Raw genomic sequence first — 13,569 nt, 5'->3', positions numbered from 1 at the left:
ATGGGCGGTCAGCCCTTGTTGGGGCCCTCGTAGTCCTCGCCGTAGGCGCCCTTCGCGGGGCGGCGGCGACGCATCGGGGGCTCCACGCCGTCCGCGAGACGGCGGGCGGTGACGAGGAAGCCGGTGTGTCCGATCATCCGGTGGTCCGGGCGGACGGCCAGACCCTCGACGTGCCAGTTGCGGATCATGGACTCCCAGGGCTGGGGCTCGGCGTAGCACCCGATCTCGCGGATGGACTCGACGGTCCGGGCGAGCTGGGTGGTGGTGGCCACGTAGCAGCAGAGGATGCCGCCCGGGACGAGCGCCTTGGAGACGGCCTCCAGGCACTCCCAGGGGGCGAGCATGTCCAGAATGACGCGGTCGACGTCGGCGTCAGAGAGATTGTCCTGGAGGTCACCGACGGTGAGCGTCCATGCGGGGTGCGGTCCGCCGAAGTAACGCTCGACGTTGCCCTTGGCAATCTCCGCGAAGTCCTCGCGGCGCTCGTACGAGTGCAGCATCCCCTCGTCGCCGATGGCCCGGAGCAGGAAGCTGCTCAGCGAGCCGGAGCCGACCCCTGCCTCGACGACGCGCGCGCCGGGGAAGATGTCCGCGAAGGCAAGGATCTGCCCCGCGTCCTTGGGGTAGACCACGGCGGCGCCGCGGGGCATGGACAGGACGTAGTCGGGGAGCAGGGGGCGCAGCGCGAGGTAGGCGACGTTTCCCGTGGTACGGACAACACTGCCCTCGGGAGCACCGATCAGCTCGTCGTGCGGGAAGGAACCCTTGTGGGTGTGGAAGTTCTTCCCGGCCTCGAGCGTGAACGTGTAGTGGCGTCCCTTGGGGTCGGTGAGCTGGACCTGGTCCCCGACCTTGAAGGGCCCGCGACGGCGGGCGGCACCGGTCGGTTCGGACATGTGACCAGAGTACCGGGGTTAAGCGGGCGGTCTTGCCATGGCCTTGACGAAGGCGCGCTCGACGTCCGCCGTAGACAGCACACCGTAGATCTCGCCGGTCTCCTCGACGACCAGGTACTCCGTGGCGGGTGTGGCCCGGAGCCGGTCGAGGAGGGCTTCGCCGGCGAGTTCGGCGGGGACCTTCATACCGTCGGTGAGGTCCTGAGCGAGGCCGCTGACGGCGACCCAGGGGCGGCGGTGCTCGGGGACGCCGACGATGGACGACTCACGGACCAGAGCGGTCGGGTCGCCATGGCCGTCGACGACGACGAGGGCTCGGGCCCCCGCCTCGTTGGCACGGCGCAGCGCCTCGGAGAGGGGCGTGTCGGACTCGACGGGGACGGCGCGCCTGGTGAGGGTGCGGGCGCGCAGTTCGGGAAGGTGCTCGCGCAACCGGGCCATGCGCAGGCTGTTGCCGGCACCGGTCCAGATGATGGCCGCGAGGATCGCGGCGAGCAGCGCGTCGGTGACGGTGTCCATGCCGCCGATGTCCTCGGTGGCGTTGCCGAGGACGCCGGTGTGGGTGAGCAGCGGGAGGCCGATCAGGACCGCGACGGCGAGCGCGCGGCCGATCCAGGCCGCGGCAACGGTGCCGCTCATCGGCTTGCCCGTGATCTTCCAGACGACGGCGCGGAGCATCCGGCCGCCGTCCAACGGCAGTCCGGGCAGCAGGTTGAAGGCGGCGACGATCAGGTTGGAGATCATCAGTCCGGCGAGCAGGACGCCGGGGACGGTGCCGGGCTCGACGGCCTGCATGCCGAGGTAGAAGACCCCGGCCAGGACGAGTGAGAGCAGCGGTCCGACGAAGGCGAGGACGAACTCGCGGCCGGGCGTCTCGGCCTCCTTCTCGATCTCCGAGACACCGCCGAAGAACTGGAGCTGGATGCGGCGCACCGGCAGCTTGAAGCGGAGCGCGGCGATGGTGTGGGCCAGCTCGTGGACGAGCACGGAGGCGTAGAAGGCGACGGCGAAGAAGAGCGACACGAGATAGCGGGCGCCGCCGAGTTCGGGCAGTACCCGCTCGAGCTGTCCGCCGAAGACCCACGTGATGAGAGCGGCGACGAGGAACCAGCTGGGGGCGACGTACACGGGCACACCGAAGGGGCGGCCCATGAGGATGCCGCCTCCGGGCTCTTCGGAGCGCTGCTGCCTGCCGCTGTCGGGGTCCACGCCCCCCGTGCCGGACCCCGGGCGCGTCTGCTCGCCGCTCTCCTCGTCCTTTTTCACGGATTCCCTTCGTTGCGAGATGCGCCTCGCTCGATCATGTCGCTCACTCGATCTCGCGGTGCGAGAGGGTCTGACGTCGATGGTATTCCGCTCGCTGTCAGTCGCGGGCCGTAGGGTCGTCGTCATGAGTACGAGTCAGCCGCCCGCATCGGAGGGCCGCACGCCCGCATCGGAGGGGCCGGCGCCTGACGCGCGCGTACCCGCGCCCGCTGCGGAGGGCCGCCCGCCTGTCCTGGAGGACCGGCCGTCGGCGGCTGACGGCCATCCCTCCCCGCCGGAGGGTCCGCCGTCCGCGCCGGAGGGCAGGCCGCCGATGTCGCTGTCCCCCTCACGGGCAAGCGATTTCATGCAGTGCCCCCTGCTCTACCGCTTCCGGGTGATCGACAAGCTGCCGGAGAAGCCGAGCGAGGCGGCGACCCGGGGCACGCTCGTGCACGCCGTGCTGGAGCGGCTCTTCGACGCGCCCGCCGCGGAGCGCACGCCTCCGCGCGCGAAGTCGCTGATTCCCGGGCAGTGGGACCGGCTCCTGGAGTCGAGGCCCGAGCTGGGTCAGCTGTTCGCGGAGGACGCGGACGGCGAGCGGCTGGCACGCTGGATGTCGGAGGCGGAGCAGCTGGTGGAGCGCTGGTTCACGCTGGAGGACCCGACGCGACTGGAGCCCGCCGAGCGCGAGATGTTCGTGGAGACGGAGCTGGAGTCGGGGCTCAGGCTGCGCGGAGTGATCGACCGGGTCGATGTCGCGCCGACGGGTGAGGTGCGGATCGTCGACTACAAGACGGGCAAGGCGCCCCGGCCGGAGTACAGCGAGGGCGCCCTGTTCCAGATGAAGTTCTACGCGCTCGTCGTCTGGCGGCTGAAGGGCGTCGTGCCCCGTCGGCTGCAGCTGGTGTACCTGGGCAGCGGCGAGGTGCTGACCTACGACCCGGTCACGGCCGATCTCGAGCGGGTGGAGCGCAAGCTGCTGGCGCTGTGGGACGCGATCATGCGGTCGACGGAGACGGGGGACTGGCGGCCGCGGCCGACGAAGCTGTGCGGGTGGTGCGATCACCAGTCGGTGTGCCCGGAGTTCGGCGGGACGCCTCCGGTGTACCCCTTGCCGGTGGTCCCGGTGGGGCCCCCGGTGTGACGGTCGTCGTGGACCGTGGGCCTGTGTCTGCCGCTCGGTCCGCCCCGGCGGAACGACCGCCCGCGAACCAGAGGCAGAATGGGGAGTGGTCAAGCGAAGGAGAACCTGTGGCTATCCGCGTCCTACTGGTCGACGATCAACCGCTGTTGCGCACCGGCTTCCGGATGATCCTGGAGGCGGAGCAGGACCTCGCGGTGGTCGGTGAGGCCGGGGACGGCCTTCAGGCGCTGGACCAGGTGCGGGCGCTGCAGCCCGACGTGGTGCTGATGGACATCCGCATGCCGCGGATGGACGGCGTGGAGGCGACCCGGCAGATCACCGGCCCGGGGCGGGACGGCCCGGCGAAGGTGCTGGTGCTGACCACCTTCGACCTCGACGAGTACGTCGTGGAGGCGCTCAAGGCGGGCGCCAGCGGCTTCCTCCTCAAAGACGCGCCCGCGAACGAGCTGGTCCAGGCGATCCGTGTGGTCGCGGCCGGTGAGGCGATGCTCGCCCCGAGCATCACGCGTCGGTTGCTCGACAAGTACGCGGACCATCTGCCGTCCGGCGAGGAGTCGGTCCCGGACGCGCTGCACACGCTGACCGAGCGCGAGGTCGAGGTGCTCAAGCTGGTCGCCCGGGGCCTGTCGAACGCGGAGATCGCCGCGGATCTGTTCGTCAGCGAAACGACGGTCAAGACGCATGTCGGCCATGTGCTGACGAAGCTCGGCCTGCGGGACCGGGTGCAGGCCGCGGTGTACGCGTACGAGAGCGGTCTGGTGCGCCCCGGCGCGCAGTGAGTGAGCGGCGGCGACCCGATGAACGCCGTGCGGTGAGCGCGGCCGTGCACGAGCACAGCGAGAAGGCCCGGTCCGCAATGCGCACCGGGCCCTTTGCTCACAGACTGCCTCAGCCCTTCTTGATCTCCCAGAAGCGGAAGACCGTCGAGGCGTCGAGCGTCCACTCGAGGCCCGTGACATTGCCGTGGGCGACGGCGTACTGCTTGCCCTGCCACAGCGGCAGGATGGGAACGTCCTCGGCGACGACGTCCTGGAGCTGCGCGAACTTCTCCTCGGTCGCCGCGCGGTCGGTCATGGCCGAGGTCTCCGGGATGATCTGCCCGGTGATCTTCTTGTTCTCGTAGTTGTTGCCCAGGACGTTGTCGGGACCGAAGAACGGCGCCGTGAAGTTGTCGGGGTCCGGGTAGTCGGGAACCCAGCCCTTCACATAGACGCCGTACTTCCCGGCCTGGACGTCCTTCTCGTACTGCCCGAACTCGACGGACTTGACGGTGGCCTCGAACAGCCCGCTGTCGTTGAGCTGCTTGGCGATCGCGTTCAGTTCCTGGTCGGTCGCCGGACCGTAGCGGCTCGGAGTGGACCAGAGGGTGAGCTCCACCTTGTCGGTGATGCCCGCCGACCGCAGCGCCTTGCGGGCCTCGTCGGGCTGAGGGCTGCCGCCGTAGCGGTCGAAGAAGGCGGTGTTGTGGGTGCCGATGCCGGCCGGGACGATCGAGTACAGCGGCGTCGCGGTGGCCTCGTAGACGTCACGGACGAGGGCGTCCCGGTCGACGATGTACGCGAAGGCCTCGCGCACCGCCCGCTTGCCCGCGACCGGGTCCTTCATGTTGAAGACGAGGTGCTGGACCTCGGCGCTGCTGCCCTCGACGACCTGGATCTGCTCGTCGTCGGCGGAGAGGGAGGCCTGGAGCTCGGCGATGTCCGGGGCGGTGAGTCCTCGGTAGGCGACGTCGACGTCACCCTGCTTGAGAGCGGAGCCGAGCCTCTTCTGGTCGCCGTGGAAGAGGGTGAGCGTGACGCCACCGTTCTTCACCTCGGCGGTGCCGTTGTACTCGGGGTTGACCGAGAAGACGGCCTCCGTGTCGCTGAACGAGTCGAGCTTGTACGGACCCGAGCCGACCGCCTTGCCGTCGGTGCGCAGCGAGCCGGCCTCGTACTCGCGGTGGTCGACGATGGAGCCCGCACCCGAAGCGATCTTGCTGGGGAAGGTGGCGTCGGGCACCGTGAGGTGGAAGACGACCGTCCGCTCGTCGGGGGTCTCGATGCGGTCGATGGTGGACAGCAGCGGGACCGGGCCGGAGTCACTGTCGATCTTCAGCGCGCGCTCGAAGGAGAACTTGACGTCCTCCGAGGTGAGCGCGTTGCCGTTGCTGAACTTCAGGCCCTCGCGCAGCGTGCAGCGGTAGACCGTGCTGCCGCCGCTCTCGAATGAGCACTTCTCGGCGGCCTCGGGCTGCGGGGTCGAGCCGCCCTTGGGGAAGCTCATCAGGGACTGGAAGACGTTGTTGAACAGCAGCCACGAGCCGGGGTCGTAGCCGTCCGCCGGGTCCGTGGCCAGGACCTCGTCGGACATGCCGACGACCACTCTGGCGTTGTCGCCGGACTGATCGTCGCCCTTGTCGGCGCCGCAGCCCGCCAGCAGAGCGGCGGAAAGCCCCGCGGCGAGGGGGACCGTCCATGTCTTGACTCTTGCCTTCACAGAACCTTGCCTCTTGCTCTCGTGACAGGCCGCGACGTTCACGGCCGGGTACTGAAGGTCGGGTGGTGCCGCGGATCAGGCGGTGCCGCGGGCCAGCTCCCACAACTGCAGGTCGGAGGAGGAGTTGAGGGTCCACTCGACGCCGGTGATGTCCGACCGGGCGGCGACGTACTGCTTGCCCTGCCACAGCGGCAGCACCGGCACATCGGTGGCGACGATGTCCTGCAGCTTGTTGAAGGGCACCGCCGCGGCGGTGCGGTCCGCCTGGCGGCGGGACTCGGGGATGAGCTCGTTGCGTGCGACCGTGCTCACGTAGGGAGAGTTGAGGAAGTTGTCCGCGTCCAGGAACGGGGCGATGTAGTTGTCCGGGTCCGGGAAGTCGGGGAACCAGCCGAGACCGAAGACGGCGTAGTCGCCGCGCTTCTGGGCGGGACGGAACTTCGACCACTCGGTGCCCTGGACGGTGACGTCGAAGAGCTTGGTGGCGTTGAGCTGGTCGCGCAGCTCCGCGAACTCCTTGGCCGTGCCGGGGCCGTAGTGGTCGGTCGTGTAGTGCAGGGTCAGCTTGACCGGGGTGTCGATCCCGGCGTCACCGAGGAGGTCGGCGGCCTTCTTGCGGCTCGGCTCGCCGTACTTGTTGAAGAACGAGTTGGTGTGCCCGGTGATGCTCGACGGGATCAGCGAGTAGAGCGGCTCGGCGGTCGCGCCGTACACCTTGCCCGCGATCCGGCCCCGGTCGACGACGCTCGCCATCGCCTGGCGCACCGCCTTGTCCTTCACCGCCGGGTCCTTGGTGTTGAAGGCCAGGTAGCGGATCTCCAGGCCGGGCATCTCCTTGAGTTCGATGCCCTCCTTGGGGCTCTCGGAGAGCGCCTTGATCTGCTCGGGCGACATGGCGCGGGCCATCATGTCGATCTCGCCGGACTCCAGGGCCCTGCCCATGGTCGCGGCGTCCGGGAAGGAGCGCAGCTCGACCTTGTCGTTGCGCAGCTTCAGGTCGCCCTTGTAGTCGGGGTTCTTGGTGAACACGGCGCTGACGAGTTTGTCGCCCTCGGTCTCGGCCTTCAGGGTGTACGGGCCCGAGCCGTTCACCTCGAAGCCCTCGCGCAGCTTCTTGCCGTCGTACGCGTCGCGGCTGAGGATGCCGGCGACGGGCGTGGAAAGCTTGTACGGGAACGTGGCGTCGGGCGTGCTGAGGTGGAAGACGAGCTCCTTGTCGTCCTTGACCTCGATGGTGTCGATGTTCGCCAGCAGACCGGCCGCACCGTTGTCCGACTTGATGTTCAGGACCCGCTCGATGGAGAACTTCACGTCCTCGGCGGTCACGGGCTTGCCGTCGGAGAACTTCAGGCCGTCGCGGAGCGTGCAGCGGTAGCTCTCGCTCTCGGTGTCCGTGAAGGTGCAGCGGGACGCAGCCTCGGGCACGGGCTGGCCGCCACCGCGCGGGACGTGCATCAGCGTCTGCACGGTCTGCCGGAGGACGTTCCAGGCGCCGGTGTCGTACGCGTAGGCCGGGTCGAAGGGGGCAGGGGCGTCACTGTTGGCGACGAACTGGTCCGTGGTGCCCACGACAATGGCGTCGCCACCGTCGGACCCGCTGCCCGAAGTACCGCAGGCGGCGAGTACGGGGGCGAGCAGGCCCACCAGGGCCGGCAGCACCAGTGTCTTGCGGTTCATCGTGGACGTTTCTCCCTCATCCCTCACTGGGATACAGCGGCGTACGGGACACTCCGCCGCGGCCGCCCGGTCGGGGCGGTGCGATCGGGCCGGGATTGCGAGCGATCGGGCCTGTGCCCACGGCGACGTGATTGGCGTCCGGGGCACATGGTGGGTGCGGCGAAGTTCTCGCGTCGAGATTAGTGCGAGAGCCACGAGTCCTGGACCGGGCGTGAGTTGGGCCGTCACGGCCCGGTGATCAGAAATGACGGCGCATCGATATCCATGCGGCCGGATGATTCGTACACCACTCCATCAATCCGGACACAAGGGCACACCCGAAACACCGCAGACCGGACCTGGACCGCAGGAATCGCGAATTCGGACGTAACTTCGAGTGACGAACGTCACGCCAGAATGGGGTTACAGAAAATACACGGCCAGATGCCCTGAGTTTCCACCGGAATTGAAGGACACACTCGGTACGCGCCTTAGTTCATTCGGGTGATGAACGTGCGGAGGAAGGACAGGTCGACTTCCTCGAGCGAACCCACGACCACACGACCGTCACCGGGCGCGATCGGGGCGACGGACGGGACCGCGACGACCATGCAGCCCGCGGCCTCGGCCGAGGCGACACCGGTGGCGGTGTCCTCGATGACGGCGCAGCGCGGGGGCTCGGCGCCCAGGCCGCGGGCGGCGAAGAGATACGGATCCGGGTGCGGCTTGGTCCGCGCCACCTCGTCGCCCGCAACGGTGAGCGCGAAGCGGTCGCGGCCGAGGGAGGCCAGCACACGGTCGATGATGCGCCGGTGGGACGCGGAGACGAGGGCCGTGGGGATGTTGTGCTCGGCGAGCTCGGCGAGCAGCCGCTCGGCGCCCGGCATCAGCGGCACACCGCGGGCGATCCGGTCCTCGAAGCGTTCGTTCAGCAGCACGGTGAGCTCCGCGAGGCTGATGTCCGCGCCGGTCGCCTGGATGAGATAGCCCGCGCTGCGGGTCATCGGACCGCCGACCACGACGTCCCGCCATGCCTCGTCCAGGTCGTGCCCGAGGCCGGCGAAGACCTCCACCTCGGCTTCCCACCAGAAGCCCTCGGTGTCCACCAGGGTGCCGTCCATGTCCAGGAAGACGGCCTGCAGGGCAGAGCCGCCCGCGGTGCGGGACAAGGACGCGGGGACCGTGCTGGTCATCGGCACACCTCCGGGAGGGACGAGAAGGCCGGCCGCCCTCCCGGTGAGGGAGGGCGACCGGCCTGCACTGGACCGATAAGTGTACGACTCCTGCGGCAGAAGTGCGTGGATTGCTTACCGTGTGTCTTGTTGACCCTGGGTTGTGGTCACCGAGCGTTGAAGTACTTCGCCTCGGGGTGGTGGATCACGATCGCGTCCGTGGACTGCTCGGGGTGGAGCTGGAACTCCTCGGAGAGCTTGACGCCGATGCGCTCGGGCTCGAGCAGCTCCGCGATCTTCGCCCGGTCCTCCAGATCCGGGCACGCTCCGTAGCCGAGCGAGAAGCGTGCTCCCCGGTACCTGAGCGCGAACATGTCCTCGATGTCCGCCGGGTCCTCGCCGCCGAAGCCGAGCTCGCTGCGGACGCGGGCGTGCCAGTACTCGGCGAGGGCCTCGGCCAACTGGACGGACAGGCCGTGCAGTTCGAGGTAGTCGCGGTACGAGTCGGACTCGAAGAGCTTCGCCGTGGCATCGCCGATCCTCGAGCCCACGGTGACGACCTGGAGGCCGACCACGTCCGTCTCGCCGGACTCCTCCGGACGGAAGAAGTCGGCCAGGCACAGGCGCCGCCCGCGGCGCTGGCGCGGGAAGGTGAAGCGGGTGCGTTCGGAGCCGTCCTCGTTCAGCAGGATCAGGTCGTCGCCCTTGGACACACAGGGGAAGTAGCCGTGGACGACGGCCGCCTCCAGCATGTTCTGCGTGTGCAGCTGGTCCAGCCAGCCGCGCAACCGCGGGCGGCCCTCGGTCTCGACGAGCTCCTCGTACGTCGGGCCGTCACCGGTGCGGGCCTGCTTGAGGCCCCACTGGCCCTTGAAGAGCGCGCCCTCGTCCAGCCAGGACGCGTACTCCTTGAGCTGGATGCCCTTGACGACGCGGGTGCCCCAGAAGGGCGGTTCGGGGACGCGGTTGTCGGTGGCGACGTCGGAGCGCACGGCACCTTCGTCGGCCCGGTCCTCCTCGACGGCGGCCGTGGTGGCCCGGACCCGGCGCTGCTTGAGCTCGGGAAGGGCGGCGCCGGGTACGCCGCGCTTGACCGCGATCAGGGCGTCCATCAGGCGCAGGCCCTCGAACGCGTCGCGGGCGTAGCGGACCTCGCCCTCGTAGATCTCGTGCAGGTCCTGCTCGACGTACGCACGCGTCAGCGCGGCCCCGCCGAGGATCACCGGGTACTCGGCCGCCAGCTTGCGCTGGTTTAGCTCCTCCAGGTTCTCCTTCATGATCACGGTGGACTTCACGAGGAGGCCGGACATGCCGATGACATCGGCCCGGTGCTCCTCGGCGGCCTCGAGGATCGCGGAGACGGGCTGCTTGATGCCGAGGTTGACCACGTTGTAGCCGTTGTTGGACAGGATGATGTCCACGAGGTTCTTGCCGATGTCGTGGACGTCGCCGCGGACGGTCGCGAGCACGATGGTGCCCTTGCCCTCCGCGTCCGACTTCTCCATGTGCGGCTCCAGATAGGCCACCGCAGACTTCATGACCTCGGCGGACTGCAGGACGAACGGCAGCTGCATCTGGCCGGAGCCGAACAGCTCACCGACGACCTTCATGCCGTCCAGCAGGGTGTCGTTGACGATGTCGAGGGCGGGGCGCTCCCCGAGGGCCTCGGCGAGATCGGCCTCCAGGCCGTTCTTCTCACCGTCGATGATGCGGCGCTTGAGGCGCTCCTCCAGCGGCAGCGCGAGCAGTTCCTCGGCCTTGCCGGCCTTCATCGACTTGGTGTCGACGCCCTCGAACAGAGCCATCAGCTTCTGCAGCGGGTCGTAGCCCTCGCTGCGCCGGTCGTGGATCAGGTCGAGGGCCGTGGTGACCTGCTCCTCGTCGAAGCGGGCGATCGGCAGGATCTTGCTCGCGTGGACGATCGCCGAGTCCAGGCCCGCCTTCACGCACTCGTCGAGGAAGACCGAGTTGAGCAGGATCCGGGCGGCCGGGTTCAGGCCGAAGGAGATGTTCGACAGACCGAGGGTGGTCTGAACGTCCGGGTGGCGCCGCTTGAGCTCGCGGATCGACTCGATCGTCGCGACACCGTCCTTGCGGGACTCCTCCTGACCGGTGCAGATCGTGAAGGTGAGCGTGTCGATCAGGATGTCCGACTCGTTGATGCCCCAGTTCCCGGTGAGGTCCGCGATGAGCCGCTCGGCGATCTCGACCTTCTTCTCGGCGGTGCGGGCCTGGCCCTCCTCGTCGATGGTGAGCGCGATCAGGGCCGCACCGTGCTCCTGTGCCAGCCGGGTGACCTTCGCGAACCGCGAGTCCGGGCCGTCGCCGTCCTCGTAGTTCACCGAGTTGATCACCGCCCGGCCGCCGAGCTTCTCCAGCCCGGCGCGGATGACCTCCACCTCGGTGGAGTCCAGCACGATCGGGAGCGTGGAGGCGGTGGCGAAACGGCCGGCCAGCTCCTCCATGTCCGCGACACCGTCGCGCCCGACGTAGTCGACGCACAGGTCCAGCATGTGCGCGCCCTCGCGGATCTGGTCGCGCGCCATCTCCACGCAGTCGTCCCAGCGGCCGGCCAGCATCGCCTCACGGAACTTCTTCGACCCGTTGGCGTTCGTCCGCTCGCCGATGGCCAGGTACGAGGTGTCCTGCCGGAAGGGGACCGTCTGGTAGAGGGAGGCGGCGCCGGGCTCGGGGCGCGGCCGGCGGGGGGGCGGGGCGAGGTCGCGGACCCGCTCGACGACCTGGCGCAGATGTTCCGGCGTCGTACCGCAGCAACCACCGACCAGGGAGAGCCCGTACTCGCGGACGAAGGTCTCCTGCGCGTCGGCGAGCTCGGGCGCGCTCAGCGGGTAGTGGGCGCCGTCCTTGCCGAGGACGGGCAGACCGGCGTTGGGCATGCAGGACAGCGGGATACGGGAGTGGCGGGCGAGGTAGCGCAGGTGCTCGCTCATCTCGGCCGGGCCGGTCGCACAGTTCAGACCGATCATGTCGATGCCCAGCGGCTCCAGCGCCGTGAGCGCCGCACCGATCTCCGAACCCAGCAGCATCGTGCCCGTGGTCTCGACGGTCACCGACACGATCAGCGGCAGGTCGGTGCCGGTGGCCTCCAGGGCCCGGCGGGCGCCGAGCACGGCGGCCTTCGTCTGGAGGAGGTCCTGGGTGGTCTCGACGAGGAGCGCGTCGGCGCCGCCCACGATCATCCCCTCTGCGTTCTGCTGGTACGCGTCGCGCAGCACGGTGTACGAGGCGTGGCCCAGCGTGGGCAGCTTCGTGCCCGGGCCCATCGAGCCCAGCACCCACCGCTGCTGCCCCGAGGAGACCGTGTACTCGTCGGCGGCCTCGCGGGCGATGCGGGCACCCGCCTCGGAGAGCTCGTACACCCGCTCGGCGATGTCGTACTCCCCCAGCGCCGCGAAGTTCGCCCCGAAGGTGTTCGTCTCGACGCAGTCGACGCCGACCTCGAAGTACGCGGAGTGGACAGAGCGGACGATGTCGGGGCGCGTCACATTGAGGATCTCGTTGCAGCCCTCGAGGTCCTGGAAGTCGTCGAGGGTGGGGTCCTGCGCCTGGAGCATCGTGCCCATGGCACCGTCGGCCACCACCACACGGGTGGCCAGGGCCTCGCGTAGAGCGGCGGCTCGGGTCCTGCTGTCGGCGGAAATCCGGCTGTCGGCGGAAGGGGTCGGCAACGAGGCCATGGAAGTGCTCCCTGGGATGCGACGGCTGTCGGCTTTGCGGCTCCTCTGCGGAAGACGCACCCGGCCAGAGTAGCCGGGCGTTCCGGAGTGCGGCGTCCCGTCCCAGCCGGTGGACGGCATGCTCTCCCCGGCGACCGGGTGATGACTCGATGATGTCTCGATCCGGTCGGTCTTGACAGACTGTCCTGGCGGTAACAGCAATTCGGCATGGGCAGATAATGTTCAGCATTGTCGAACCATGGTGAGAAGGGGCCAGGCGATGGCGAAGAACATCCAGTCGCTCGAACGGGCGGCGGCAATGCTGCGGCTGCTCGCGGGCGGCGAACGCCGGCTCGGGCTGTCCGACATCGCTTCGTCACTGGACCTGGCCAAGGGAACGGCGCACGGCATTCTGCGCACGCTGCAGGCGGAGGGCTTCGTCGAGCAGGACGCGGCGTCCGGCCGCTACCAGCTGGGGGCCGAGCTGCTGCGGCTCGGCAACAGCTATCTGGATGTCCACGAGTTGCGGGCCCGCGCGCTGGTCTGGACGGACGACCTGGCGCGTTCCAGCGGTGAGAGCGTGCACCTGGGGGTGCTGCACCAGCGCGGCGTGCTCATCGTCCACCACGTCTTCCGCCCCGACGACAGCCGGCAGGTGCTGGAGGTCGGCGCGATGCAGCCGCTGCACTCCACCGCCCTGGGCAAGGTGCTGTCGGCGTACGACCCGGTGGCGCACAGTGAGGTCCTGGAGCTCGAGCGCAAGGCGTTCACCGCGCGGACCGTCTGCGACCTGAAGGGCTTCGAGGGTGTGCTCGACCTGACGCGGGCACGGGGCTGGGCCGACGACGTCGAGGAGACCTGGGAGGGCGTCGCCGCGGTGGCCGCGCCCATTCACGACCGGCGCCGGATGCCCGTCGGCGCCGTGGCGATCACGGGTGCGGTGGAGCGGGTCTGCGACGGCCAGGAGCTGCGCTCGGAACTGGTGGCGGCAGTACGGGACTGTGCGCGCGCGGTCTCCCGCGACCTGGGCGCCGGAAGGTTCTGAGCGCTCGGGCGCTTCCGGACGCCGGGCGGCCCTGAACCGCGCCCCACAGGTCACCGCGCCCCATGCGTCCCCGCCCGGGGCGTTCCGGCAACCGCCCCTGCGCCCGCACCCGGGCGGTTCCGGCACCGCGCCGCAGGTCCTTGCGCCTTGGTGCCGAACGCGTGCCCGCAACCTACGTCCCGCGGCCACACGGCTGACCTGCGCCGACGGGCCGCCGCCCCCGGCACGCCAGGCGATTCCAGCCGTTCGGGCG

Annotated in this window: 9 protein-coding genes; 3 read left to right on the top strand and 6 right to left on the bottom strand. The window is 69.5% G+C overall.

Annotated elements, in window-relative coordinates; translation table 11 throughout:
- Positions 1–8: 8 nt before the first annotated feature.
- Both ABT078_RS05090 and ABT078_RS05085 read right to left on the bottom strand, forming a co-directional pair.
- Entirely contained in the window at positions 9–896 is an 888-nt protein-coding gene (locus tag ABT078_RS05090; RefSeq protein WP_351223935.1) for a tRNA (adenine-N1)-methyltransferase, read from the bottom strand.
- Between the two features lie 18 nt (positions 897–914).
- Positions 915–2,162 carry a site-2 protease family protein gene (locus ABT078_RS05085; RefSeq protein ID WP_351223933.1) on the bottom strand — a complete coding sequence of 416 codons (1,248 nt, stop codon included), beginning with the start codon at positions 2,160–2,162 and terminating at the stop codon, positions 915–917.
- 313 nt (positions 2,163–2,475) lie between these two features.
- Between ABT078_RS05085 and ABT078_RS05080 the strand changes: the two genes are divergently transcribed.
- Together ABT078_RS05080 and ABT078_RS05075 are read left to right on the top strand one after the other, a co-directional pair.
- Entirely contained in the window at positions 2,476–3,288 is an 813-nt protein-coding gene (locus ABT078_RS05080; RefSeq protein ID WP_351224396.1) for a RecB family exonuclease, read from the top strand.
- A 107-nt stretch (positions 3,289–3,395) separates the two neighbouring features.
- A complete protein-coding gene (locus tag ABT078_RS05075; RefSeq protein ID WP_351223931.1) occupies positions 3,396–4,067 on the top strand; it encodes a response regulator in 672 nt (223 codons plus the stop codon).
- A gap of 109 nt (positions 4,068–4,176) precedes the next feature.
- Here the strand turns inward: ABT078_RS05075 and ABT078_RS05070 are convergent, their stop codons facing one another.
- The 4 genes from ABT078_RS05070 to metH form a co-directional block, all read right to left on the bottom strand.
- Positions 4,177–5,766 carry an ABC transporter substrate-binding protein gene (locus ABT078_RS05070; RefSeq protein ID WP_351223929.1) on the bottom strand — a complete coding sequence of 530 codons (1,590 nt, stop codon included), beginning with the start codon at positions 5,764–5,766 and terminating at the stop codon, positions 4,177–4,179.
- Between the two features lie 75 nt (positions 5,767–5,841).
- A complete protein-coding gene (locus tag ABT078_RS05065) occupies positions 5,842–7,443 on the bottom strand; it encodes an ABC transporter substrate-binding protein (RefSeq protein WP_351223927.1) in 1,602 nt (533 codons plus the stop codon).
- 470 nt (positions 7,444–7,913) lie between these two features.
- Complete coding sequence (locus ABT078_RS05060) at positions 7,914–8,615, bottom strand: HAD family hydrolase (RefSeq protein WP_351223925.1); 702 nt, start codon at positions 8,613–8,615, stop codon at positions 7,914–7,916.
- A 146-nt stretch (positions 8,616–8,761) separates the two neighbouring features.
- The gene (gene metH, locus ABT078_RS05055) at positions 8,762–12,292 is read right to left on the bottom strand and encodes a methionine synthase (RefSeq protein WP_351223923.1); all 3,531 of its coding nucleotides are present in this window, start codon (positions 12,290–12,292) and stop codon (positions 8,762–8,764) included.
- Positions 12,293–12,551: 259 nt separating this feature from the next.
- Here metH and ABT078_RS05050 point away from each other — a divergent pair, with 259 nt between their 5' ends.
- On the top strand, positions 12,552–13,316 hold the full coding sequence (locus tag ABT078_RS05050; RefSeq protein ID WP_351223921.1) for an IclR family transcriptional regulator: 765 nt from the start codon (positions 12,552–12,554) through the stop codon (positions 13,314–13,316).
- Positions 13,317–13,569: the final 253 nt, after the last annotated feature.

This window comes from Streptomyces sp. NPDC002133 (assembly GCF_040296405.1).
Lineage (GTDB): Bacteria > Actinomycetota > Actinomycetes > Streptomycetales > Streptomycetaceae > Streptomyces.
This window is presented reverse-complemented; position numbering and strand designations above follow the sequence as displayed.

Coding starts and splice junctions, on each gene's coding strand:
- ABT078_RS05060 (WP_351223925.1), bottom strand. CDS start 8,615: ATGACCAGCACGGTCCCCGCGTCCTTGTCCCGCACCGCGGGCGGCTCT.
- ABT078_RS05065 (WP_351223927.1), bottom strand. CDS start 7,443: ATGAACCGCAAGACACTGGTGCTGCCGGCCCTGGTGGGCCTGCTCGCC.
- ABT078_RS05050 (WP_351223921.1), top strand. CDS start 12,552: ATGGCGAAGAACATCCAGTCGCTCGAACGGGCGGCGGCAATGCTGCGG.
- ABT078_RS05090 (WP_351223935.1), bottom strand. CDS start 896: ATGTCCGAACCGACCGGTGCCGCCCGCCGTCGCGGGCCCTTCAAGGTC.
- metH (WP_351223923.1), bottom strand. CDS start 12,292: ATGGCCTCGTTGCCGACCCCTTCCGCCGACAGCCGGATTTCCGCCGAC.
- ABT078_RS05080 (WP_351224396.1), top strand. CDS start 2,476: ATGTCGCTGTCCCCCTCACGGGCAAGCGATTTCATGCAGTGCCCCCTG.